At 58.6% G+C, this 24494-nt stretch carries 22 protein-coding genes, 1 tRNA gene and 1 pseudogene; 9 read left to right on the top strand and 15 right to left on the bottom strand.

From position 1 onward, the window contains the following. Positions 1-73 precede the first annotated feature (73 nt). The 4 genes and pseudogenes from H9L16_RS08440 to H9L16_RS08420 all read left to right on the top strand — a co-directional run bounded on the left by H9L16_RS08440 (position 74) and on the right by H9L16_RS08420 (position 3959). The gene (locus tag H9L16_RS08440) at positions 74-916 is read left to right on the top strand and encodes a hypothetical protein (protein ID WP_187551298.1); all 843 of its coding nucleotides are present in this window, start codon (positions 74-76) and stop codon (positions 914-916) included. After that, positions 822-2591 carry an Nmad3 family putative nucleotide modification protein gene (locus tag H9L16_RS16515; protein ID WP_425507185.1) on the top strand — a complete coding sequence of 590 codons (1770 nt, stop codon included), beginning with the start codon at positions 822-824 and terminating at the stop codon, positions 2589-2591. Before H9L16_RS08440 ends, H9L16_RS16515 begins: the two co-directional genes overlap by 95 nt. Before the next feature lie 93 nt (positions 2592-2684). Then, positions 2685-3232, top strand: a pseudogene (locus H9L16_RS16510) (HEPN domain-containing protein). Positions 3233-3425: 193 nt separating this feature from the next. Beyond that, positions 3426-3959: a hypothetical protein gene (locus H9L16_RS08420; RefSeq protein WP_187551297.1), complete on the top strand. Its 534-nt coding sequence runs from the start codon at positions 3426-3428 to the stop codon at positions 3957-3959. A gap of 85 nt (positions 3960-4044) precedes the next feature. On the opposite strand, the gene terL is transcribed toward H9L16_RS08420, so the two are convergent. The 5 genes from terL to H9L16_RS08395 form a co-directional block, all read right to left on the bottom strand. Further along, a complete protein-coding gene (gene terL / locus H9L16_RS08415; protein ID WP_187551296.1) occupies positions 4045-5460 on the bottom strand; it encodes a phage terminase large subunit in 1416 nt (471 codons plus the stop codon). After that, positions 5457-5822, bottom strand: coding sequence for a DUF5681 domain-containing protein (locus tag H9L16_RS08410; protein WP_187551295.1), 366 nt, complete (start codon positions 5820-5822; stop codon positions 5457-5459). Before H9L16_RS08410 ends, terL begins: the two co-directional genes overlap by 4 nt. Next, complete coding sequence (locus H9L16_RS08405) at positions 5819-7141, bottom strand: site-specific DNA-methyltransferase (protein WP_187551294.1); 1323 nt, start codon at positions 7139-7141, stop codon at positions 5819-5821. The genes H9L16_RS08410 and H9L16_RS08405 overlap by 4 nt, the downstream gene beginning before the upstream one ends. A 247-nt stretch (positions 7142-7388) precedes the next feature. After that, positions 7389-7769 carry a hypothetical protein gene (locus H9L16_RS08400; RefSeq protein WP_187551293.1) on the bottom strand — a complete coding sequence of 127 codons (381 nt, stop codon included), beginning with the start codon at positions 7767-7769 and terminating at the stop codon, positions 7389-7391. Positions 7770-8088: 319 nt separating this feature from the next. Further along, the gene (locus tag H9L16_RS08395; protein ID WP_187551292.1) at positions 8089-8334 is read right to left on the bottom strand and encodes a helix-turn-helix domain-containing protein; all 246 of its coding nucleotides are present in this window, start codon (positions 8332-8334) and stop codon (positions 8089-8091) included. Positions 8335-8414: 80 nt separating this feature from the next. Here H9L16_RS08395 and H9L16_RS08390 point away from each other — a divergent pair, with 80 nt between their 5' ends. The 5 genes from H9L16_RS08390 (at position 8415) to H9L16_RS08370 (ending at position 14427) form a co-directional block, all read left to right on the top strand. Further along, positions 8415-8891 carry a hypothetical protein gene (locus H9L16_RS08390; RefSeq protein ID WP_187551291.1) on the top strand — a complete coding sequence of 159 codons (477 nt, stop codon included), beginning with the start codon at positions 8415-8417 and terminating at the stop codon, positions 8889-8891. Between the two features lie 334 nt (positions 8892-9225). Further along, positions 9226-9432 (top strand): DUF2924 domain-containing protein, encoded by a 207-nt coding sequence (locus H9L16_RS08385; protein ID WP_187551290.1) that lies wholly within the window; start codon positions 9226-9228, stop codon positions 9430-9432. Further along, positions 9432-11204 carry a recombinase family protein gene (locus H9L16_RS08380; protein WP_187551289.1) on the top strand — a complete coding sequence of 591 codons (1773 nt, stop codon included), beginning with the start codon at positions 9432-9434 and terminating at the stop codon, positions 11202-11204. Before H9L16_RS08385 ends, H9L16_RS08380 begins: the two co-directional genes overlap by 1 nt. Positions 11205-11523: 319 nt before the next feature. Next, positions 11524-13038 (top strand): DNA adenine methylase, encoded by a 1515-nt coding sequence (locus H9L16_RS08375; RefSeq protein ID WP_187551288.1) that lies wholly within the window; start codon positions 11524-11526, stop codon positions 13036-13038. Next, positions 13039-14427, top strand: coding sequence for a DNA adenine methylase (locus tag H9L16_RS08370; RefSeq protein WP_187551287.1), 1389 nt, complete (start codon positions 13039-13041; stop codon positions 14425-14427). Here the strand turns inward: H9L16_RS08370 and H9L16_RS08365 are convergent. The 10 genes from H9L16_RS08365 to tolB all read right to left on the bottom strand — a co-directional run bounded on the left by H9L16_RS08365 (position 14329) and on the right by tolB (position 24444). Then, positions 14329-15663 carry an LlaJI family restriction endonuclease gene (locus tag H9L16_RS08365; RefSeq protein ID WP_187551286.1) on the bottom strand — a complete coding sequence of 445 codons (1335 nt, stop codon included), beginning with the start codon at positions 15661-15663 and terminating at the stop codon, positions 14329-14331. The genes H9L16_RS08370 and H9L16_RS08365 overlap by 99 nt on opposite strands. Before the next feature lie 2 nt (positions 15664-15665). Next, positions 15666-17528 (bottom strand): AAA family ATPase, encoded by a 1863-nt coding sequence (locus H9L16_RS08360; protein WP_187551285.1) that lies wholly within the window; start codon positions 17526-17528, stop codon positions 15666-15668. A gap of 343 nt (positions 17529-17871) precedes the next feature. Then, positions 17872-19317: a restriction endonuclease gene (locus H9L16_RS08355; protein ID WP_187551284.1), complete on the bottom strand. Its 1446-nt coding sequence runs from the start codon at positions 19315-19317 to the stop codon at positions 17872-17874. Between the two features lie 880 nt (positions 19318-20197). After that, a tRNA-Lys gene (locus H9L16_RS08350) sits at positions 20198-20272 on the bottom strand. 34 nt (positions 20273-20306) lie between these two features. Continuing rightward, positions 20307-21017 carry a 7-cyano-7-deazaguanine synthase QueC gene (queC, locus tag H9L16_RS08345; protein WP_187551283.1) on the bottom strand — a complete coding sequence of 237 codons (711 nt, stop codon included), beginning with the start codon at positions 21015-21017 and terminating at the stop codon, positions 20307-20309. After that, entirely contained in the window at positions 21014-21703 is a 690-nt protein-coding gene (queE, locus tag H9L16_RS08340; RefSeq protein WP_187551282.1) for a 7-carboxy-7-deazaguanine synthase QueE, read from the bottom strand. Before queE ends, queC begins: the two co-directional genes overlap by 4 nt. Positions 21704-21712: 9 nt before the next feature. Continuing rightward, a complete protein-coding gene (gene ybgF / locus H9L16_RS16505) occupies positions 21713-22174 on the bottom strand; it encodes a tol-pal system protein YbgF (RefSeq protein WP_233449380.1) in 462 nt (153 codons plus the stop codon). Beyond that, on the bottom strand, positions 22111-22506 hold the full coding sequence (locus tag H9L16_RS16500; RefSeq protein ID WP_233449379.1) for a YbgF trimerization domain-containing protein: 396 nt from the start codon (positions 22504-22506) through the stop codon (positions 22111-22113). The genes ybgF and H9L16_RS16500 overlap by 64 nt, the downstream gene beginning before the upstream one ends. Beyond that, entirely contained in the window at positions 22506-23048 is a 543-nt protein-coding gene (gene pal, locus H9L16_RS08330; RefSeq protein ID WP_187551281.1) for a peptidoglycan-associated lipoprotein Pal, read from the bottom strand. The genes H9L16_RS16500 and pal overlap by 1 nt, the downstream gene beginning before the upstream one ends. A gap of 82 nt (positions 23049-23130) precedes the next feature. Then, on the bottom strand, positions 23131-24444 hold the full coding sequence (gene tolB / locus H9L16_RS08325; RefSeq protein WP_187554115.1) for a Tol-Pal system beta propeller repeat protein TolB: 1314 nt from the start codon (positions 24442-24444) through the stop codon (positions 23131-23133). Positions 24445-24494: the final 50 nt, after the last annotated feature.

Raw genomic sequence — 24494 nt, 5'->3', positions numbered from 1 at the left:
AGGGGGACATGCCAGCCCCGCCCTGGACGCGGATACGCTACGCAAGTACTACTACGACAAGTACGGCGGACGAATGCCTGAGACACCGGCCTCTCGCTGGCTCCCGAGCGCCGAGGTCCGCCGGTGGTGGGATGCGCGGCAAGCGTCCCTGGAACAAGCCTGCCGCCACGCGGAGCTCTCCGTCATCCCACAGCTCACCCTGCAGACCGGTGGTGGGCGCGGAAATACGACGCTCTATCGATTGGACTTCCTGCCACTGCCAGCGATAGATGACACCTCCGACGATCGTCTTTACCCCGAATCGAGGACCGCGACCTCAGGGCTAGTTGAATACCAAGTTGAACCCGCGAAGGCCGCCTGGTGGCTACGTCCCATTCTTGGGAAGCAGCCATTTCGAATGAGGAGCTGGCGCGGCTATCTGCTCGTCGGCGCCACCATCCTTGAAGCATTGGCTCTGCTCCTGCTCTGGTTCGTGGCCTTCGTTACGATGCGAGGATCACGGCCTTTAAGTGCCGGCGACCTTTCCTACCTTCTGACAGCAGCCGCCTTGAGCTACCTCTGGGTGCAGGCCATGAGGCCCCTCATCCGGCTTCCAGCTGACAGAGTCACCATTGCGAATGACATATTGCTTGCCTACGACCAATTCCATGGCCAATTCAAACTAGTGCGCGATGCGAAGAGCAAGCTGGCAGGTGGCTGGTTCCAGCTCGTAAGGCATCACGCCTCGTGCTCGATTTGCTCGGGCGACGTGGAGATCGCTGACGGCGGCGAAGCGTTCCCCGGGCGATTGATCGGACGTTGTAGCGATAGTCCACTGGAGCATGCTTTTAGCTTTGATCCCGTCACCCTACGAGGAAGATCTCTGTACCCGGATTTTTCTCCAGACCCTCATGGACAGGTGCCTTTGGTGCCATGACAGACCCTGTCTACACCTTCTTTCCTGGTATCTCATTCACGTGCAGCCCCATTCTGGGTTGGAAATAGAAATGGCTCCTGAGTCTGCCTCGCCAGATACACGAATCTATCGCTATGTGGTGGCCTATGACGGTGGGACTGCGCCTCGACCTTACGACGGCTTGTGCTCGCTTGCGATCTGTAAACCCAAGATCCGCGCCAGTGCGCAGGTGGGAGATTGGATCGTGGGCTTCCGGTCCAAGCACCCCGGCGAGGTCCTATACGCAATGCAGGTCTCTGAGCGTCTCACCTTGAGCGAGTACTGGGAAGATCCGCGGTTCGCCGCACGCAAACCTGGACATGCCTCACCACCCGACAACATCTACAAGCCTGATCCTTATGGCGGCTTGCAGCAGGTACCTAACGTTGTTCACACACCCGACAATGCCCAAAGGGACATTAGTGGTCGATATGTACTACTAAGCGAACGGTTTTGGTACTTCGGTGCCAACAGCGTTCCGCTTCCTAATGAACTCCTGCACCTTGTGCATACCACTCAAGGGCATGCCATTCACGTCAACCGAAAAAAGGACGATGTCCGCAAGCTAGTTGGCTGGTTGCGCAGCTGGCCAACGGGTCGTCATGGCATGCCCATTGATGCGAAAGTCATCGCTCCTGCCGTTTCCGTGGCGGAGCCTGGTTCGACGAGTGCCAAACACCAAAAGGCAAAGGTCGATCGACCCATGCCTTCCTGTTCACCCCAGCGTAGGTCGCCTACTCACTTGCACCCGGCGGAGTCATCCGGCTTTGATGGCCGGATCATCTTTTCAAGGAAGGGCTTTGACAGCCAGTACGGTGGGATGCCGAGCCCCATTCTTCCTGATGGACGACTGCTTCCCCTACCCATTCCCTCATCGCATGACGTCTTTCGCATGCAGGATCTTGCGGTAGATGGAGTTGACCTGGGCGCGCTGATCTCTGATCTAAGCCAAGGGCGACATTCACTGGCGACCACCATTCATCTCGACCCAGATTTGAATCGCCGGCCTGATCTCCAACTACCGGGCTGGCGCCCCTCGCTCGGGCAGACGGGCGCAGCACAGAGCCATCTTGCGTCACAGAAGGTCGGCGTCGGTGACGTGTTCTTGTTCTTTGGGTGGTTTCGACAAGTCGAAAATGTGCAGGGACAGTGGCGGTACGCTCGAAATGCCCCTCACCTCCATGTGCTGTTTGGATGGCTAGAGGTCGGGGACGTTCTAGCGGTAGTCATTGATCGTGACCGCGCCATGCACCAGTACCCCTGGATTGGGAATCACCCGCACGTTGCTAGCCCCGCGCACTACACCCACAGAGCTAACACTCTCTATATCGCCAGCGAGCGCTCACGCTTTGTGCCTCAGATCTCAGGTGGCGGTCTCTTTCCTCATCTGCGGGACCCACTGCGATTAACCGCCCCCGGCAAATCTCGCAGCGCCTGGCAGCTGCCCCGATGGTTCTATCCCACAACGAATCGTCAAGCACTTTCCTATCATCAGCGCCTAGATCGGTGGTCATTGGGGCCGACAATTGTGAGCTCCAGAGCGTCGCCAAAGGGCAAGAGTTTGTCCTTCCGGCCGAGCAATATCCTGAGTCCGAAGAGTGGCTGCGTGGAATCCTGGCGCACCACACGGTGCGGGCGCCCTGACGCACACTATTGATATCGGGAGACGTTTGCTCTTCACTCCGTCTAATCCCTCGGGCTGTTCGTCACAAGCGAAGGTCAGAGATCCTTGAGATGTTTGAGATTGCGTATGAATTCAACCGCCTTAGAATCATTCGAGCATGCCATTCAGGACGCCGTTGACCTGCTGGCTCACTTTGACTCAATCAACAGCCAGCCCCCGCGGCCTGACGCCGAGGTTCTCAAGCGCGCAAGCCTAGTCATGGCGCTCGCAGCGCTAGAGACCTACGTCGAAGATCGAGTTGTCGAGGCTGCCAACGCAGTGGCGGGTCTCGGGTCAGACGCAAGCCGTCTATCCAAGTTCTATAAGTCATCCTTAGAGAATGATCTTAAGTTTTTCCACACGCCTAGCACCGACCGCATCCGGGCAATCTTCGACAAGTACTTTGCATCGACATCACGGAAGGCTGGGTCTGGAACCACTACGATCCTGTCCGAGCACGAAGCGAGCTCAATAAACTTGCCCGAAAGCGAGGAGACATTGCGCACCGCTCCTGGCGCCCTATCGCTGGGCAACCGACCCCGCACGCAGTAACTCGCGAAGACTTGCGAAAGCACATCCGCTTTATCCGAGATCTTGTCGGCGCTACTGATGCTTTCATAACTGCGAAGCTGTAACAGCCCTAAAGCTTTCGAAACACGTCTCCAGCCTCAATACACCCAGCGAACATTGAGTGATGTCGCATACTCCACATGCGTCCCCACTCATTTGATCTCTTGCGCCATCGCTTCGCGGCCTCATGCAAGTGCTATAAATTTTCACCTGCCCAAGGCCGCAAACCGGTCCCGCTTGATTCAGGTTTTAGACCGAATGAATGATGTCTCGCGCGATGTACGAATTAAGGCGCTAGCGGAGCGATCAAGCTACGTTGAAAACGTGCTCTGTCACGCCTTGGTTGCGGGCCTTTCATCTTTGCTCTGGCAACGAGATCCCGAGCGCTCGCTTCAGGTTTTCAATTCGGAGGTTGACGACGCAGGTTTTGACATCATCCTGGCGTGCGAGAACCAACTCCGCTACGTTCAACTCAAGCAAGCTCATGCCGAGAAGACACCCTCGCATGTCTCCGTCCGCGCTCCATTTGCTTTGCTCCCAGGAGCATGCGTCGTCCTTATGTCGCATGGTCTCAATGATCTTTCGCTATCAAGCTTCCGCTTCTACGGCGGCACGACTCCCATCGAACCCATGCCAGATATCGCTAGTTTCGTCGTCTCGAAGTCTCCTGGGAGACGAGCACCTGACGGAACACGAAAAATCCGCGAGAACTACCGCAATGTACGCGTGAGCCAGTTCCAAGGTCCTCTCAACTGGCAGCAGCTATTCGACATGCTTTTTCCCGCGCTCTAACACTTCGTTCAAGCCGAGACCGCTTCACGACCTTGGGCACGTAGCATTGATTTTCACTTGCCGAAGCCCCTGGCTATCAGTACCGCTACGGCCACCTCACATCAATGCGTGTGGCGTACTCAATATGGGTCTCGATCCACTTGATCGCCTGCGCCATTGAATCCACTTGATCGTCATATTTCCCGAACGGAAACGTCAGCACCTCGTTCAAGAAGCCATTGAGCCAAGGGGCTGCTTCCGGGAACAAAACTTTGCCCGCTTCAATCGCAGGTGTCTGCTCCAGCACCCGCATCGCTTTCTCACCGGCGCACTTGATGCCTATGATCTTGTAGCTTGTTCGCTGGAGTTCTTGAATCAACTGCACGCCTGATGCCTTGTCTTCAATCAGTACGTGCCTCGCATCCCACTTGTCCCGGTTCAAGAGCACCAGTTTTTTGAGCTCTGGGTATTCAAGACGCTCGCGAATCACTTCGAGCAAATACATCTTCTTGTCCTTGATACCCCACGTCGTACAGACGCTGTAGTCCGCGACCTCAGACGCCTTGTTGGCCGTGTCCCAGCTCTGCATGATGTATTCAAAGGACTTCGGCTTCGTCTTGTCTGTATAGCGCTGCAACCACGCCTCCTTGATAAAACCGCCCCCCATAGGCACAGGGCTCTGTTGATACTGTGCGGAGAACGCATACTCACCGAGCGTGCTTCTGAGCGCCGCGAGTGCCTCGGGCGTCTCATGGTTCGGATGCAGTGCCTCGCCCGCCGCACGCACGTACACCCGGGGTTTGGTCAGTACTTGGTACTTCCATGTCTCATCTTCGATCGCAATCGCGGGCAGACTGACGACCTCCCAGCCTTCTTTCTCTAAGACGTGCCCGACCAGATCGTCGAGATGCAGCCGCTGCATGATGATGATGATTGCACCGGTGGTTTTGTTGTTGAGGCGGCTGTACAGGGTGTTGTCAAACCACTCGTTGGCGACTTTGCGCTGACTGTCGGACATCGCCTCATCCGGTTTGACCGGATCATCAATGATCAGAACTTCACCGCCACGCCCTGTCAGCACGCCACCGACTGAGGTTGCCAAGCGCCCTCCTCGCTGCAGGGTTTCGAAATCTGCGATGGGGCTGCGACTGGTCATGAGGCGCGTCGGGAACGCGGTTTTATACCAATCCGAGCTAATGACCGCGTGGCAATCTCGCCCCAGCTTTGTGGCCAGATCCTGCCCGTAGCTTGCGCAGATGACCCGCTTCGTTGGCTCTCGACCGAGCAGCCAGGCGGGAAACGCAATCGAGGCCATGATCGACTTCAGGCTTCGAGGCGGCACGTTGATGATCAAGCGCTTGATCTTGCCGTCGGCTACTTGCATAAGTCGATCTGCCAATAGATCGATATGCCAGTTGTGCGCATACGTTGTCTGCGGATCGAGGTGCGCAAAGGTACGCCGAATGAAGAGCCCAAGATCCTGACGTAGCAATGCGTTGTACTGCTCTACTGAGATTGTCATGGCAGCTCTCCTGCGTGCAAAGACTCCAGCAGGCCCTTCAACACCATGGCATCGGTCTCGGGAAGTTGACCGGCAGGCGCGCTTTCCAGCCCCACGAGCGGAGACAAGACAAGCATCTGCTGCATCGCTTTGGCGTCGCCTTTGACGGCACGATTCACCATCGCGGTGACCGCCACCTCCAGCTTCGTCATCTTGCGCTTACGACCGTTTTCAACGACTTCGATCTTCTCGCTGAGCGCACGATTGAATGCCGTAGCCAAGTTGAGCGTCCCCTTTGGGCGGCCCTTGGGATTGCCGGACCGCCCCTTCTGGAACTGGCTCGACTTCGGTGGCTTCCGGTAGCCAACGTCGTAGTCCGTCACGACGCACCTCCTTCGGCACGCGAGTCGCGCAGTGCATCCCGGCTCAAACCCGTCTCGGCATGGACGGCTTTCTGGCCAGTCATGTGTTCCCAGCGCAGGACGGTGAGGTCCACATAGCGCGGGTCCAGCTCAATGGCGCGCCCCCGACGCCCCGTCTTTTCACACGCCAGGAGCGCGGTGCCGCTCCCCACGAAGGGATCCAGCACCACGCCATCTCGCTCAGAGGCGTCCAGGATGGCATCGGCGATCAATTCCAAGGGCTTGATCGTGGGATGCAGTTTGAGCAGTTCGCCTTCCGCACCCTGACGCGAGAACGCATTCGATCCTGGGTAGTCCCAAACATTGGTCCGGTTGCGGCCGAACCGGCCCAACTGGACATTGTTGGTGTGCTTACCTCGGCCGGCCTTGAGGAGAAAGATCAGCTCGTGCTGGCTGCGATAGAACGAGCCCATCCCGCCAACGCCCTTGTTCCAGACCACCAGGTTCTTCAGCTCCCACGCAAGCGCTTGGCCGGCGGTCAGGATCTCGGTCATTCCACGCCAGTCCATGAATGCATAGACCAAAGCGCCATCCACCAAATGCGCCTGCACCTGGCCGAAGGTTTGCGCCAGAAAACTCGTGAATTCGGCTGATGTCATCTCGCCACTAGCCATCGGGAATTCGTCGTGCTGGACCTTGCCGTTGTGGCTCAGGTCGCGAGTCACCGAGCGGTTGAATGGTAGATCTGAGATGACCAGATCTGCTCGCTCCCCAGCCAAGAGCACGGCGTAGGCCGCTGCATCCAACGCGTTGCCACAAACCATGCGGTGCTTTCCCAGCAACCAAAGATCGCCCAGCTGAGTGACTGTCTCGCCATGGGAGGGCGTCGGCGGCGTAGGCGCCTCCGTCCCATCCAGCGACAAGCTCTGGATACGCAGATCAATCTCCGGCAGCTCGAAGCCGATCGCGGTGAGGTCAAAGTCGAGATCGGCCTCATGCAGGGCTTTCAATTCACCTGCCAGCAGAGCGTCGTCCCACTCAGAGAGGTCGGTGAGCCGGTTGTCCGCAATCCTGTAGGCCTGCACTTGCTGGGGCGTTAGGTGTTCCAGAGCAATGGCGGGCACTTGCGTCCACCCTAGCTGGCGCGCCGCCAGGAGCCGGCCGTGACCGGCGATGACATTGTTGTTTGCGTCGATAAGTACCGGACAATTGAACCCAAAGGTCTGGATGCTCTTCGCGAGCTGGGCGAGCTGCTTGTCTGAGTGGCTCCGTGGGTTGCCTGCCCAAGGGGTGAAGCTATCGATGCTGCGTTGTTCAATGTTCAAGGACTGACTAGCCATGTGCGTCTCCTTCGTATGTCGTTTTACATTTATATGGCCCAATATTACTGGCGCCCGGGTTTTGTCTCCGGCGCCTCCATGCCCCGAAATACGAGCGTCGCGACGAGCGACTTGAGCGCAATGTGACGCCCCGTGATTCTTGCTGTATGCGGAAGTCGATGAAGGGCATGCACGGTAGATCTTCCAGGCTTTCGGTCAGCGCCTTCCAGCAGATAGAACGTGCATGGTTCTGGATCATGCCGATCTGTCAGGACGATACGGCGATCATCGCCAGGCATACGGTCCGGCTCGGGATTGACCACGAACGCCCCCACTCGGGCCCGATCAGCGACAACGTATCGCGCCCCACTTTGCGCAGCGCTGTTCGATGATTCGCGACGATCTGCTGGAGGTCCCTTGGTTTCACGAAGTCCCAGGCAACGATCGCTACACCACATTCAAACAAATGATCGAATGTGTAGCCCCGTCGATTCCCGCTTCCAGTGGCTTCCTCAGGCGCAAAGGGAATGCCCAACCGGCTTAGGTAACGCAGTCGATCAATCAGGACGGGGCTTGGCTGCGCTGAACCCGAGATCGCATACACGACCTGCCCGAATGAGAGTGGACGAGTTTTGAATGGATCCTTCATCGTTTAAATGTACATTTCCACGCGATTGACGTCAATGACCACTCTAGGCAGCGAGGTCCTTTTCCCCACCCCCTCAGATCGCTCTGGCCGGGGGCATAAATCTGGGTATTTAGTTTGACCGTGTGCCCATCGCGATGAAACTTGTAGTGACTGGCATTACCAGAAGAGGTTAGGCGAGCCTTCCGCATCCACGCAGACACAAGCTTGCGCCGCCTTCGAGCGTCAAAACGCGCCTTCCGCAACGCGAAATTCCCCGCTAGAAAACCACTGCTACCAGGTCTTGACTGTGCGCGCCGTTAGAGCGTGCATTGCACCTAGGTCACCGGCGTTTACGTGTCCCGTCGATGCGCTTCAGGAGAGCATGTGGATCGGTGTCGAGCAGGCGGCAGATTTCCAAGAACTCGATGACATCAAGTCGGCGATCCCCGTTCTCGATCTTAGAAATGAAAGATTGGGGCCGCCCTAGCTTGTCGGCGACCTGCTGCTGGGTGAGGCCACTGGTGTTTCGGGCCTCGACCAAGAGTGTCAACAAGCTCTGGTAAGCATCCTGGTAGATCGACTTCAAGGTGGTAGGCCGGAGCGGGAACCGACCTACCTAGTAATCCCAACCCGGGTTTATCCCAATTTAGGATACTGTTCGCCACGATGCCAACTTCGATTCCGACGTCGCTCAAGCCCGCCCAGATCGGCAAGTGTGGCGAGCTGCTCGTGCAATACCGGCTCTTGTTGCTGGGCATCGAGTCCGCACCGATGAGCACGGACACCGGTATCGACCTGGTCGTGTACGCACCTAAGCTGCAGACTGCCCTCACCATCCAGGTCAAAGCGAATCTCAAGGCGAAGCCCGGAGGGGGTCGCGGCAAACTTGCTTTGGACTGGTGGGTTCCGGAGGCCTCGCCTGCCCAACTGGTCGCATTGGTGGATTTATCTACCGAAATGGTCTGGCTGCTGACCCATGGCGAGCTTCTCTCGCATGCGCAGCAAAGATCGAGTGGCCGAGTCCACTTCTACATGCGTACCGACCCCCGCCCCGCCCCTCGGAAGGACAAGCTGCCGTCTCACCTGCACGAGTTCGACCATTTTCTGCTGTCAAATCGGGCTCAAGAGATCTTTGGTCTCTAAGCTGGCGCTGGTCTCTTTTTTGACTTGACTCTATGCCCGACCAGAGCGTGCATGGTGGAAAGGAGATCGCCATGCCAACCAGCCGAACACACGTACACAAGCCCCAAGAATCACCGGCCTCACCCCTTGCTAGCCGCCCCGAGCTGGCGGCGGCTTGGCAGGCCGCCTTCAACCGCCCCCTCTCTCCCAAGATGCGCCGCCCGGTGGCCGCGTTACTGCTTCGCTTTCATGCCCAGGAAGTCGCGCACGGCGGCCTATCGGCGCCAGTGGAGGCCTATCTCGCGACGCTGCTCCCCAAGCGCCGGGGTCAGGGCCCACAGGCCGTCCCCGCCCCATGCGCCGGCTGAAACCCGGTACTCGTCTCCTGCGCGCTTGGCAGGGCAAGACGTACACCGTGACCGTCGCGGACCCGGGTTTTGTCTACGAGGGCAAGACCTACGGCAGCCTTTCGGTCATTGCCCGGGAAATCACGGGAACCCCCTGGTCTGGGCCAGTGTTCTTTGGGTTGAAAAAGGTGGCCTCTGCGAAGGCGGCCACCTGATGCAAAAAGGCGATGGAGGTGCCGTTCGCTGCGCCATCTACACCCGTAAATCATCCGAAGAGGGGCTCGATCAGGCCTTCAACTCCTTGGATGCCCAGCGAGAGGCCTGTGAGGCGTATGCCGCCAGTCAGCGGCATGAGGGCTGGAAGGTCATGCCCACCCACTATGACGATGGCGGGTTCTCCGGAGGCAACCTGACCCGCCCTGCCCTGCAGCGCCTGATGGCGGATATCAAAGCGGGCCTGATCGATCTGGTGGTGGTCTACAAAATCGATCGCCTGACGCGCTCCTTGATGGACTTTTCCAAACTGGTTGAAGTCTTTGACCAGCACGAGACCTCGTTCGTCTCGGTCACCCAACACTTCAACACAACCTCTTCCATGGGGCGCTTGACGCTGAACGTGTTGCTGTCATTTGCACAGTTCGAACGCGAGGTCACCGGTGAACGCATCCGGGACAAGATCGCAGCCTCGAAGCGTAAGGGCATGTGGATGGGTGGGAACGCCCCGCTGGGCTATGGCTTGCTCGAGAAGAAGCTGGTCGTAGACCCTGAGGAGTCGGACTTGGTCACGCGCATCTACGAGCGCTATCTAGTACTCGGATGTGTCCAAGCCCTGAAGCGCGAGTTGGATGCCGCCGGCACCCGCGGCCGAGTTCGCTTGCAGCGGGGCGGCTCCACAACCTCAGCATCGTTCTCGCGCGGTGGGTTGTACGCCATCCTCAACCAGCGCCTATACCGAGGGGAGACGCATCACGCAGGCGAGTGGTTCCCTGGTCAACATCCGGCCATTGTGCCGGCCGCTCTCTGGGAGAAGGTCCAAGCCCAGCTTGCATCCAAACGGCATACCAGGAAGCTGGGCACGAACACCCGCAACCCGAGCCTTCTCGCGAGCCTCGTGGTTGATCCTCACGGGCACAGGCTGATGCCAGTCCACACTTCGAAGGGCGGCAAGCGTTATCGCTACTACCTCCTGCGCCCTGGGGAGTGCGAAGCCGGCGGCGACGCCATCAAACGGCTTTGTCTGCCGGCGTTTGATTTGGAGCGCATTGCGACCGAGCAGTGGCTGGCCTTGCTGACCGCCCGCGACTTGGATCTGCAACTTAAGATTGAAGGGCCTGATGACAGCGCGGCGCTGCGAAGAGCGGCTGAGCAACTCGCTGAGCGTTGGAAGACACTGAGCGGATCCAAGCAACGCGAGCTCCTATTCAAAGTGGGTGCCCGAGTGGTCGTCGACGAGCGACACGTCGAACTCTCCGCAGGACCAGAGCAGCTCGCTGCCTTACTCCTGAAAACGACCGCCTCAGCAGGTCGAACGGAGGCTGGACGAAAGGGTCGTTTAGTTAAGGCTGTCGATGCAAACCTGATGAAGGCGGCGGGGGAAACCCGCATCCTCGAAGAATCAACAGTCCCGATTGCTGCAGCCCTAACCCCTGGACACAAAACCCTACTCATGGCGATTGCACAGGGGCGGGCATGGGCCAGGGCGCTAACGACCGGCGAGCATTTCTCGGCAGAGGAGATCGTCCATAGGACGGGTATTGCGGGTGCCCACGTCACACGAGGACTGAAGTGCTTGCGCGTACCACCTGACCTTGTCGCTCGCCTTGCCGAAGGTAAAGCACCTCCAACTATGACGTGGGCAGCCATACGATCAATGAGTGAGGGGAACTGGAATCAGGCAATTTCAGAGTGGCGAGGATCTGACCGCATTTCCCAGAAGGAGGCCCGCGGATTCCCGGCCCGCCCCGAAACGGTCCTACACCGGGTGTAGCAAATTCCCGAGCATTAGATACAGCGTAAAGGAAGCCCTACGCTCGGTTGCGGCTTTGCCAATCCTTTCGCCCGTGGCGTGGCGCTACTCCGATCTGGTCGCTAACGCGCGGCACCTGGCCTAGGAAGCAGGTAATCCAGCCGCGACGGGTCTCCGCAGGGATGTCGAGACTGACGGCAGCCCTGACCGAATAGCCCACCTCTGACCTGGCCGCCTTTACGCTCGCCGCGCTTCACGCTCGCGCGTAAACGACTCCCCTTGATGCGACGACCCAACAGGCCACTACCGCCTAATGTAGATGTGTTGTATAACACATCTCATGAATTCATCCGACATTCGCCAGCTGCGCGCTCGTTTCGGAGAGACCCAAGCGCAGTTCGGACGGCGATTCGGCGTGACTCAAATAACGGTCGGATACTGGGAGAATGGACGGTCGCAGCCAGCGAGACGGCGCTTGGTTGAACTTGCCGCCCTAGCATCATCTGCTCCCGCGAATAAAACCCCAATGGCGGCGTTTCGACCAATCCAGTATCTGGGCAGCAAACAGCGGTTGGCGGAAACCATCGCCGCCGTAGTTGCAGAGGTTGCTCCGGGGACAGATCGTGTGGGCGATCTGTTCGCTGGAAGCGGGGTTGTAAGCGCGTTCATAGGGCGGGATCGTCCTGTGACGGCTGTGGATGTGCAGGCGTTTTCAGAGGTGTTAACAACCGCTTTGTTAGAGGGACGGGCTGAGGACTACGCGAGACTGACGCACAGGACCTTCATTGAGCGCGCAAGATCTATCGCTTCGCAGATCGAAATGCACCTATCTCCGCTGCTCGCTGTCGAGGGCGAAGCGTTGCAGGACGCTGTGACGGGGAATCCAGAAAAGCTTGTTGACCTGATGGAATTCGGTTCGCTAGCCATCCATAACCAACGTCCTCACGAAAGCTGCCCCTCATCTCTGTCCCGGCTTCTAAGTCAGGCAAATGCCCAACTGGACGCGAGCGACTTCACGGTGAGAGACCTAACTGCGACGAGATATTTTGGCGGGCCCTACTTCGCCTATAGGCAGGCTATTGCTTTAGACGCAATCTATATCTCTGCACGAATGTTGAAGAACGCGTCGTCCAAGCGCCACGCAATGGCGGTACTACTGAGCACCGCGAGCGAGATCGTAAACACCGTTGGTAAGCAGTTTGCGCAGCCGATGCGACTGAAGAAAGCGGACGGTAGTGTTCCTGCGCTCTTGCTGCGTCGCGCGCTACGCGACCGTGCATTCGATGCCATCGGCATGTTTCAAGCCTGGGCGGCACGTTATCAAGAGCAAGCTCTCTCGGGTCCTTGTAGACATGACGTCGTTCGAGGTGACGTACTGGACTTTGTTGAGCGCGATCGAAGTTGCCGGATGTACTACGCTGACCCGCCGTACACGATTGATCACTACTCCCGCTTCTACCATGTCCTAGAGACTCTAGTTCTACGGGACTCGCCAAAGCTCGCTGAGATGACGAAGAGTGGGCGCATCGCAGTTATGAGAGGGGTGTATCGAGCTGATCGTCATCAGTCGCTTTTTTGCGTTCCATCGACCGCACCCCAGGCGTTCGCTCACCTCTTTTCTGGTGCCGCGAAGCACGGGGCGGCGCTTGTCATGTCCTACTCGCCTTATGACGAGAATGAAGGACAGCGCGCTCGGTTAATGCCCCTAAAGGACTTGGTTGCGACGGCCGGCCGGTCTTACAGGCGAGTCTCGGTTATGGAAATTACCGGACATAGCCATAGGAAACTGAACGCAAAGGCTCAAAACACGACCATTAGAAGCGACGCTGAAAGACTCATTATCTGCGAGGCATGAATGGAAAAGTATCTCGGAAACAAGTCTTCCTTGCTTCCCCTGATCGAGGGCTTTTTCAAGTCTCGTATCCCAACTGCAAACCGAATTTCGGATGTTTTTGCGGGGACGAATAACGTCTCGCGCTATTTTCGGGGGCGGGGTTGGACGACAGCTGCGTGCGACGTCAATCGTTTTAGCTACGTCTTGGCCCAAGCCTATTTGGGGACAGACGAGCCTCCGATCTTCTCAGCGGTACGCACTCGTAGAGTCAACGCGTTTCGCATGCGTCACATGCAACACGAACTCGCCCGCTCGGTAGCGAGGTTTGGCCACGCGTACCTGCCAAATGTCTCTGCTGCGGAAGCATTTGTGGACTTGTCGGCACTCGCGAATGTTCTCGTGAGGCTCCAGTTAATCGGAGAGAGCAACACTAGCTCTGGGGTAATTACTGATTGCTTCACTCAATGGGGAAGTAGATCCAAGTATGAAAGCCAGCGCGGTGCAAAGGGCGCGCGAAATTATTTTTCGAGGCAGAACGCCTTGTTCCTAGACGGCGTCCTCGCGACGATAAGGAAGTGGTGGGCGGATGGGCAGCTGACGCGTAATGAGGTGTTTCTATTAATGACCGCGGTTCTGGAGGAAGTGGTCATCACTGCGAACGTCAATGGGACGTTTCATGACTTCAACCGTGATCGAATTTGGCCCAATGCGGAACAGAATTTTCAGCTAAGGGTGCCACTCGTGTCGTGCTCACAACCAGTTGGTGAGATTGCTAACGCTGACGCTGTCGACGTAGCAAGGGTATTTGCAAGACACGACATCGCCTATCTCGACCCTCCTTACAATTTCAGGCAGTACAGCGCCTATTATCACTTCCTGAATTTTGTGGCTGCCTATCCTTTTCTTTCGGATGTCGAAGCGTACGTTTCAGGCCTCTCACATGTGCGAGGCCAGCATCCTGAAGACGATTTCGCAAGCGACTTTTGCTATCGGCGCAAGTTCGTCACTTCTCTCCGTCGATTGATTGAGAACATAGACGCCGACCATGTCGTCCTCAGCTACTACGGAGGGCGCAATCACTGGAATCATTGGGCGTCTGTCGATGAGCCGACGGATGAAGGTCTTGAGGAGTTGCGCACTCTCTTCGATGACTCTGACTTGTTTTCTCACTCCGAGGTAGTGCCAGCACTCGAAATACGAAAGAACTATCAGAGCCGTGTGGGCGAACAGAAGGGCCTAGTCAATGAATACCTGTTTCACGGTGTTCGCCGTAATCGTATCGCCAGGGCGAACTCGGAATGTGTATCCCCGCTAGTTACCAACTCCCGTTGGGGGCTGGTCGACAAGTTCGTTCACACGACTGCGGCTGGCAACGATGAAGTCGATCAAGGAGTTCGAGCGACTGGGTGACAGGTTCGGATAGTCGCGTAACAGGAGTTCCGGGTCTAGGCCCCACGCTTCGACCCTATCGAAGGCACGCTGTGCGCCTTCAATTGTGGCGTAGCCCAAGAATTCCGGAGCTTTCGCTCCAGGCCGCGGCAGCAAGAACACAGATAGAACCTTTCCTTCCGTATGCCCCAGCGACTCCGCGTAGTAGACCTGCTTGATGATGTCGGGGCCGCCCGGTCGACCCTGGGGGAATGGGAAGTAGTACTTTGCGTCGAGTACAAGTAGCCACTCATCGCGAAGAACAATTAGATCGGGTGTTTGACCCTGCGAAATAGGACTCTTTCCACCGCTCTCGGGAACCCACCAAGTGGGCTGTCCGATCGAAGTGACAGACGCCGGATCTAAGTCCTGCGCCACTCCCGTGCGACAAGCGTCTTCCCATACGCTATAGAACGCCGTCGTTCCATAAATTTGCGCCTGCGCTGTTGGCTCGGCCAGTTGCGTGCCCAGTAGTTCTCGAAGAATTTTGAACAGGCGCAAGGTATCGGAGCGATATACATTGCGTTGTTCAATCTGCAGCCGGCGTTGGTAATACTTGCGGGCGTCCTCATCAAGCGGCCATTTGTCAATTGCCGCGCCTGTTGCCAGTTCCGCGTTTCGGATGGCGGCGGGAACCGGGAAGCCATATCGCAGTAAGAGTAACCGCAGCAAGCTTGCCTGCAGGGCACTAATGTCGTTGAGGACTCCTTCGGTCCGCACCCCTACGGTCGACGGATAGACGACAGATCCCTGCATAACCAACGCGGGAGCCCGAGCTACTGTCTTGACCCAGTGTGGACGACCACGATCGCTACTGCGCGTCTGCTCAGATCGATATAGTCCGTGCGCGTAAAACCACTCTTGAAGCCCAATTAAAGCGTCGAACTCACGAAGAACGTCGGCGCTTCCAAACTCAGGATCGCGGGTGTAATCAAGAGTAGGGCGACGGGACGCGCTTCGCGTGAAGTACGCTCGCAGCACTCTCAGGAGCCCACCAAGATCGATAGCGATCTCGTCGCCAAACTTCGGCTTTGCGAACAGAACACGATCAGAGAAAATGACTATCCCTGCGAACGAAAGTACGAAGTCTCCCGATATCGTTTCGCGAAGAATGCGAAGATGGATGAGGTGCTTCAGCGTGGTCGCGTCGATGCCTAGGCACGACCCCCACTCTGGAAGCCCCAGCGAACGCCCCTCACACAACGTGACAAGACCCACGACTACGCCTGTGCAACTTGGCCCGCAGACGGCGATTGAGAATCGAATGGCTCTTCGCCAGGCTCTGCAACCACGGGCTCTGCGATGGGTGAGGAAAGCGTCAACTGAAGGGGACTGCCGGCACCGTTCGTCCAAAGGGCTCCAACCAAAGAGAAGCTCTTTTTAGTAAAAAGCGAGTCTTGGCGGAAGCGAAGCACATCGTCCCACAGGTAAAGAAACAGCTTCTCTAGAATGCTCTCAGGATTCCTGAGCTGGTCGCTCGTCAAGAAATATGGGCCGATCAGCTTATCCTCATGTATCCCTAGCTCAACGAGCTTGTCGTTGAGCGCTCGGCGGAACACGTCCCATGGGTATACCTGGTCAGCGTAACGGATGCGTGCCAATTCTTCGGGATACAAGCATGGCTCTGTATATCCCTTGTATACGTAATTCCACCGTCGACGAAACGCGGTGTCCAGGGGAAATACCCCTTGATCAGCGCTGTTCATCGTCGCCCACAAGTACAGGTTGCCTGGGAGCCGAATCGTCTCGAGCGGCTGCCCTATTCCTGCGAAGTAGCTGCGAATGTCTGGTGATGCAGTGACTCCATAGCGACTCGCTCCGGTCTCGTCACGATCAAGCAGTTGCAGGGTGTCCCCAAAGATCGCTGCGGCATTACCACGGTTGATCTCCTCAATCAGCACGACTACGTTTTCGTTGGGGTTGGCGAGGGCATGCGCCAATCCGCTTGTGAGCGGCCCTGGTACGAAGCGGTAGTCGATGATGGGCCGACCGCGACCAAAACGTTTCCCGTCACCTTCTTCTAGCTGGTGGGCAGGGTCCACAGCTTCATAGACCGGCTGCGGCTTGTATGCTCCTACGAAGTCAAAAAAAGACGACTCTGGATGGAACTGCGTGCGAAAGACTGTGCATCCCGTGGACTGAATCAACTGATCTACGTAGTAGCTTTTCCCGGACCCTGGGCAGCCTGTCACTATCAGCTGATGGGGGTGAGGCAGAGAACCTGTCCCAAGTGATACGCCGCCATTGCTTCCAAGCTTCTTAGCACCGGCCCCTGCCGATGTGCTAGATCTCAGAACGAGCTGACGATCAAGTCGAGGCAGGTCGGCCCCAAGGTCAGTACGAAGTTGATCAAAGGCATTTAGAAAGCCACTAATGCGAAACCGCACATCAGCCTGGATGGTTCTGGCGGCGTCTTTGTACTGAGCGGCAGCAGTTTCAATTTGTTTTGATGGAGTCCATTGATCGCTGGGACGGACCTTTGCAAAGGCTTCATCAAATTGCGCCCGCTCATCAGCGCTCAGTCGAAAGTAGCGAGCAATCTCCCATCCGTGGGAATTTATTCGGAACAACGCTAACAGTCGCATCGGGTAGGGCAGTACCTCAGCAAGTGCGGGAGGTGGGACATTGTCAAAGAAAGTCTGTGCGTTAAACCAGACAAGCTTGAACACGTCGCTGACGAGGTTGCCGGAGCGCATTTGATCGACGAGCGCTCGGATGACGTTTAGCTCTACTGCATTGCCCCCTGCGCCTCGCCAGAAGGTATCGGATTTGTCAGTGTTCCAAGCACTGAGATAGAAATCAGCAAGGGGTGTGAGCTTTGGGGAAAGCGAGGAGCCATCAACCAGTCCCTGGTTCGAAAGTGAATTAAAATATCGATCGCGACTCGTCTTGTCGTCCGCGAGCTTGCCGGTCGTGGCCACGGCATCCAATGTGCCCGCGATTTGTTTCGTTCCCTTGAGCTCAGAACTATAGAAGGACAGCGGTTGCAGCATCGGGGTCGACTTGCGAGAGAGGCTTAGACGTAGATCCAGAACCCGTGTCAGCAAGAGCCGCTCGGCAGCCGTCAAAGTCACCGCATCCATTTGAACTCCCCTTCGATAGTCGATCTATCCTAGCCCACTGTCTCGATCCAATGACAATCGGGTATAGCTGAGGCTCTGATCTGGAGCGACTGCACTAGATCACTACGCTAACGGACCCCGCACGACCGCCGCACCGATCAGCGCTTGCCTTACGCATGGATATTGGCGCGCGCTCTTTGCGGCGCATACAAGCGGAATGAGTGAAGGTAGTGGTAGTTGAGTTTAAGGCGGCAGGGCGACGCGTGATTGTCGAGCGTTTGATTTGCGCGGCCGTATGATCCGGCGAAGCACAGCGCTACTAACCAATACCGGCTACGTGGCGTACCGTCCACGGGTGAATGCTCTACGAGATAAGAAGCTTGAACTGCTGATACAGCGAGGTCTCACCGTATCCGTACATTAGCGCGTGTCGCTGATTAATCAACTCGACCAGATCGGTGTCATCTAGCACAAGGATGAAGCCACGTTGATCGATGGCTGTGTCTTTGCAGCGCTTCAGGAGATGGACTCTATCCTCTATAGACCTCACCACGAGGATGCCAAGTTTCCCCCTAGACGGAGAGAATCGACCGGCGAGTTGATCGACTTCGGGATTTCCGATCTCCTTCCCGTAGTTCTTACACTCGATAAAGACGTGGGATGCAGGGTGATTCCTGGCAACCCAGCTAAAGAATCCATCCTTCGCATCATTCACATACGTGATGTCGATGCGCTTTCTACCGTCATGGATCTTGTCCTGCTTCACTGGAAACGAAAGAGCCGGATATAGCAAAGCTGACAGGAGCTTCTCGATTGCGTGCTCGTACGCTGTCGCGTCCTTCTGGCCCGGTTTAAGCGATGTGACATCCTTCAATAAAGACGAGAAGTCTGGTGTCGGAACGTTCTCGATTTCTGCAAAAGCTGAGTGATCAAGAGGGCGAGACGGGGTTGCGTTCTTAGCCTCTCGGTAATTGGTCAATGCTTGCGGGTGCTGGCTAGTAAGCTTTGCGGACGCGAGCTTATTGGCACCGTATAGGTCATACAACTCAGTCTTGTGGACTTTCTTGACGCCCTCGTTCTTCTTGCTTTTCAGAACGTGCACCAAGGACGAGTTAATATCTTTGTGATGCTGCTGTAGCACAGGCATGAGGTAGTGCCGATAGTATTCTTCGTGTCCATAGGATTGTTTCGCACGGACTATGACCTTGGGAATGAGGATGAGCGGGCCGTGCTTGGTCATCGGCAGCTGGATAAAACTGCTCTCCCACTTCTTATCCCTTGAGTTCCAGATAGGACCGGAGTTGATGCCTGCGGTCAGCGGGACGCTGTAGTAATTGCACGCCTGATGCGTGTACTGAATCAATGGGCCACGAATGATGTTGCATACCGCGTCGGAGAGTTTGTCGGGCCCGATTCCGTCGACGAAAAGAATGGTGTCTTCCAAGTCATGCAATGCGCCTGTTGTTGCCGCATTGCTCTTTGAGAGGGACTCCCAGATGTCCTCAGCCGAGACTTCTCCTAGCCCGCGCCCCCTCGGCTTTTTCTTGGAGAAGCCAATGTGAAACTCATTGCGCTCGTTGAGGCAGGCCAGGAGTTGCTTTGCTCGGCCATCATTCCCTTTCCGAATGGCATCCAGTACTTCTTCAAAATAGTTTTGAAGAAGCCAAACGCAATGCTGCCCCCAATCGGTCTGCAAAGACCTCAATGCCGCCGGATCAACAAAGACGGGGATGTCCCTGTCTATGTGGGTGTCGAGAAAATCGAGGGTCGCCTGATTGCGACTAAGGTTGAAATAGCGCGATATGAGCATCCTTAGCCCCTGTTGGCTCTTTGACACCTTACTTTACGAGCATGCGTCTCACTCTTCGAGACCGCGCACAGCCAAGATGAAGTCATACGGTCAGGCGCCAAGTTCATGCCTCTCAGATACAACATCGCCTGTGACTATTGCGGCTTCCTTCAGCTGAAACGCGACCCTGCGAATCGAAGGTCGAGAAGTCATACGCAGGTGACACCGTCAAGAAGAAGCTGGTTACCCGGCTGAGGGCGCCCTGAGCTGAGGGGGTGACCAAGCTGCTGGCAGCGCTCTGGAGGCTGGAATGCGCGCCATTCCGGACGTTGTGCGGTGCCTCAAAATCGTTGTCGCGACCGGATTGCATTGCTGGCTTTACGCCCCAATGCCGGTACTGCGGGATCGACCGCAGACACCTGGAATGGCACTGATGGCTAAGAACGAGAAGACTAGCCCCAGCGTTGCTTCGAAAGCTTCGAAGCAGCTGAGCAACCCTAAGAGCACCACGGCGCAGAAGGCCGTCGCCGCCTCCGCTCTGACGCAAGCGGCGAACAAGCCTAAAGGCAAGAGGTAAGGCGCTTCACGGCAGGGTCCTCGCCGACACGAGGGCCCTGCGCGGGATCGTCATTTCGCCGCAGCGTTGCGGCTCTCATTCGTCTGTTCGCTGGCCGGCTGCCCTGCCCCATGGGGGGCGCTTGCGCGGATTAGCCCTTAGAGCTGAAAACAAAAGAGTGAGCGTGTTTTGGTCGGCAAAACGCGACGCCTGAGAATAGGGGACGCAACATCGCAAAGTGAGCCACCAATTGGCTCTCTTCAACCAGCAAAGACCCGGCAACCTTTTGATTACTAAAGAGTTGTCCAGCGATGCCTGGGACAGAGAAAAGGCGTCAAGACTAGATGGTGGGTCGTGATGGATTCGAACCATCGACCTACGGATTAAAAGTCCGCAGCTCTACCACTGAGCTAACGACCCATCGGGTGCCGCGCAACCGGCGCGGGCGCGCATTCTAACCGATGACTCCGTCCACGTAGCGCGTGGGATCGGACACGCCGGCCTCGTCGAAGCCCTGCTTGCGCAACCGGCAGGCATCGCAGTGGCGGCAGGCGCGGCCATCGGCATCGGCCTGGTAGCAACTGACCGTCTGCGAGAAGTCCACGCCCAGACGCAGCCCTTCGCGGACGATGTCGGCCTTGGACATGCGCATCAGCGGCGCATGCACGCGGAAACGGCTGCCTTCCACACCGGCCTTGGTGGCGAGGTTGGCCAGTTGCTCGAAGCCGTCGATGAATTCCGGCCGGCAATCCGGATAGCCCGAGTAATCCACTGCATTGACACCGCAGAACAAGTCGGTGCCGCCCAGCACCTCCGACCAACCCAGCGCGACCGACAGCATGATCGTGTTACGCGCCGGCACGTAGGTGGACGGGATGCCGACGCCGATTTCGTGGCCATCATCGTCGGTGGGTACGTCGATGCCGTCTTCGGTCAGCGCGGAACCGCCAATGCTGCGCAGGTCGACGGTCACGGTCTTGTGCGCGACCGCACCAAGCGCGGCAGCGACGCGCGATGCGGCGTCGAGCTCGGACGTGTGGCGCTGGCCGTAGCGCACGCTGAGTGCATGCACATCGAAGCCGGCCTCGCGGGCGATCGCCAGCACCACGGCGGAGTCCATGCCACCGGACACCAGAACCACGGCAGGTTTGCGGGATGCGTTCATCGGCCGGGCTCGTCGTTCCACAAGAGTTTGTGCAGTTGCATCTGGAAGCGCACCGGCAGTTTCCCGGCGACGATCCAGTCCGCGAGTTCGCGTGCGGGCAGCTGCGTGGCGCTGGGCGAAAACAGCACGTCGCAGACTTCGTGCAGGCGATGCTCGGTCACGATGTCTTTCGCCCAGTCGAAGTCGGTGCGCGAACAGAGGACGAACTTCACCTGGTCGCGCGGCGTAAGCAGCGGCAGGTTGCTCCACAGGTTGCGGTCGACTTCGGCGGATCCGGGGGTCTTGATGTCCAGGACCCGCGACACTCGCTGGTCGACGCCGGAAACGTCGATCGCCCCGGAGGTTTCCAGCGAGACGTCGTAACCGGCATCGCACAACTTCGACAACAGGGTCAGGCAGCGCTTCTGCGCGAGCGGCTCGCCGCCGGTCACGCAGACGTGGCGGGCACCGTGCGAGGCGACCTCGGCCAGGATCGCGTCGATGTCCCACCATTCTCCGCCGTGGAAGGCGTAGGCGGTATCGCAATACTGGCAACGCAGCGGGCAGCCGGTCAGGCGCACGAACACGGTCGGCCAGCCGGCATCGCGGGCTTCGCCCTGCAGCGACAGGAAGATCTCGGTGAGTTTCAGCCGCTCGGGCTGGAGCTGGGTCGCCGATGCGGCGGCCGCATCGACGACGGCATTCATGCGCCTAGTTTAGCGGGCACCGGTGAGTTGCATCGCACGCAGACGGTCGTCCGCGGTGCGCGCCACGTCCGAACCCGGGTAGCGCTGGAGCACCTGCTGCAGCGTCGCCTCGGCGGCGGGGTACTGCTTGAGCCCATACTGGGACAGGCCCAGCTTGAGCAACGCACCCGGAGCCTTGTCGTGGGTCGGAAAGCGGTCCAGCAACGATTGGAACTGGTCGCCGGCCAACGCGTAGTTCTGGGTGACGTAGTAGCTCTCGCCCAGCCAGTACAGCCCGTTGGGTGCGTATTGCCCGCCCGGGAATACCGCGAGGAAATCGCGGAAGCGGCGCGAGGACTCGACGTAGTCGCCGGACTTCAACGCCTCGAACGCATGATCGTACGCACCGCGTTCGTCCATCCCGGCCATCACCCCGCCCACCGATTCCGACGGTGCCAGCGTACCGGCGGATGCAACCGGTGCCGGCTGCATGGGGGCCTGGGAAGGGGGTATGAGGTCGAGGACGCCGCCGCCGGTGCCCCGCCCTCCAGTCGATTGAGCCGGCCATCTAGGTCGAGGTATTGGCTGCGCTGGCCCTGCTTCGCCTGTTCGAGCTGCTGCTGCAGTTCCTCGATCTGGCCACGCAGCGCCTGCACTTCCGTGCGCAGCTGGGTCATCTGGTTGACCAGTTCGGTCGCGCCCTGATCGCCGGCCGCGCGCTGTTCCAGCACGGCCACGCGATCCGCCAGGCTTGCTCGCTGGGCCATGGCCAGCGGCGATGCAAGCATCGCCGCCACCATCACCACGGTGGTTCCCAGGCGCATCACTTGGCGCTGTAGACCAGTTCGACGCGACGGTTCTGCGACCAGCAGCTCTCGCCACCTTCGTTGCAGACCGGGCGCTCTTCGCCATAGCTGACCACGGTCTGCTGACTGGCGGCACCACCGTTGGCCTGCAGTGCCGAGGACACCGCGTTGCCGCGGCGCTCGCCGAGGCCCAGGTTGTATTCGCGGCTGCCGCGCTCGTCGGCATTGCCTTCCAGGCGCAGACGCGCGGTCGGGCGGTCGCGCAGGTACTTGGCGTGGCAGGCCATCGCCGCCTGGAACTCCGGCTTCAGCGCGTCCTGGTCCAGGTCGAAGTAGACGACGCGGTTGCGCAAGCAGGCATCGGTGTCGAGGTCGTTGGGGCCGTAGGCACCCGGACGCGTCGCGCCGCCATCATCGACCGGTGTGGTAGTGGTGCCGGTGCTCGGGCCCGTGTCGGTCGGCGGGGTTTCCTTGACCTTCTTGCTGCAACCAACGGCGATGGCCGAGGCCAGTGCGGCGAGCAGCAGGGTGCGGGCGATGCGGGAAGCGGATGCGTTCATGGGAGTTCCTCGTTCGATCGTTCGATTCAGGGGCCTGAATGGGCTTGCAGTCTAGTCCGGCAGTGTTATCGGTGCGCGACGGTCAGCGCTTGCGGTAGGGCGACCAGGCCGGCTCGCGCACGTCACCCTCGGCCAGCACCAGGCGCTGGCGCACGCGACCATCTGCGGACACCGCGTACAGCACGCCACGGCGACCTTCACGCGCTGCGTACAGCACCATCGCACCATTCGGGGCGAAGCTTGGCGATTCATCCAGCGAGCCCGGCGACAGCAGGCTCCAGCGCGGGCTGCCCAGGCTGCGATCCAGCAAGGCGATGCGATAGGTATTGCCCGCGCCCTGCGCGACCGCGATCTTCTTGCCGTCGAAGCTCACCGACGGACTGGCGTTGTACGTGCCCTCGAAGCTGATCCGGGTCGCGCTGCCACCACCGGCCGGGGCTTGGTACAGCTGCGGCCGACCACCGCGGTCGGAGGTGAACACCAGGCTGGCACCGTCCGGGCTCCAGGTCGGCTCGGTGTCGATGCCGAAGTGGTTGGTGACCTGCGTCAGGTGCTTGCTGCCCAGGTCCATCACGTAGATGTCCGGATTGCCGCCCTTCGACAGGGTCAGCGCCAACCGGTTGCCGTCCGGCGAGAAGCTCGGTGCACCGTTGATGCCGCGGAAGCTGGCGACCTTCTCGCGCGCGCCGCTGGCGATGTCCTGGATGTAGACCGCCGAGTTGCCGCCTTCGAAACTGACATAGCCCAGACGACGCCCGTCCGGTGCCCACGATGGCGACATCAGGGGCTCGGTCGAATTCACCACCGTGCGCGGATTGAAGCCGTCGGAATCGGCCACCATCAACGCGTACTTCGCATTGCGACCGAGGCCGCTGGAGGTGACGTAGGCAATCCGGGTCCAGAACGCGCCCGGCATGCCCAGGATCTTTTCGTACACCGCGTCGCTGATCTGGTGGGCCACGTCGCGCATGGCACTGGCCGGCGCGGTCAGGGCAAAGCCGAGCAGGCGTTGCTGCTTGGCGACATCGAATAATTCGTATTCGACGCGGTAACCATCGCCGCTCGGCACGCTGCGGCCAACCAGCAGGAAATCCTGCTTGAGCATGCGCCAGGTCGGATACGCGACTTCGCTGCTCTGGGTCGGGCGTTCCGGCAGGCCTGCCTCGGCCAACGTGCGGAATTGGCCGGAGCGAGCCAGATCGGCGCGGACGATGTCGTCGACATCGGTTTCACCGGTGCTGCCACCGAACGGCACTACCGTGATCGGCAGGGCCGCGGCGTTGCCGCCGACGATGTCGATCTCGAGCGGCCGCGATTGCGATAACGCATGGAGCGGCAGTACCGCCAACAGGACTGCCAACAGGCGCGGGAGCGACGGGCGACGGCGAAATCGCATCATGAGCTGCGGAACTCCGATTCTGAATGATGAGAAGAGTCGCCCATCGG

Source organism: Thermomonas carbonis (genome assembly GCF_014396975.1).
Classification (GTDB): domain Bacteria; phylum Pseudomonadota; class Gammaproteobacteria; order Xanthomonadales; family Xanthomonadaceae; genus Thermomonas; species Thermomonas carbonis.
The sequence above is the reverse complement of the archived record's forward strand: the minus strand, read 5'-3'. Positions and strand labels throughout refer to the sequence as shown.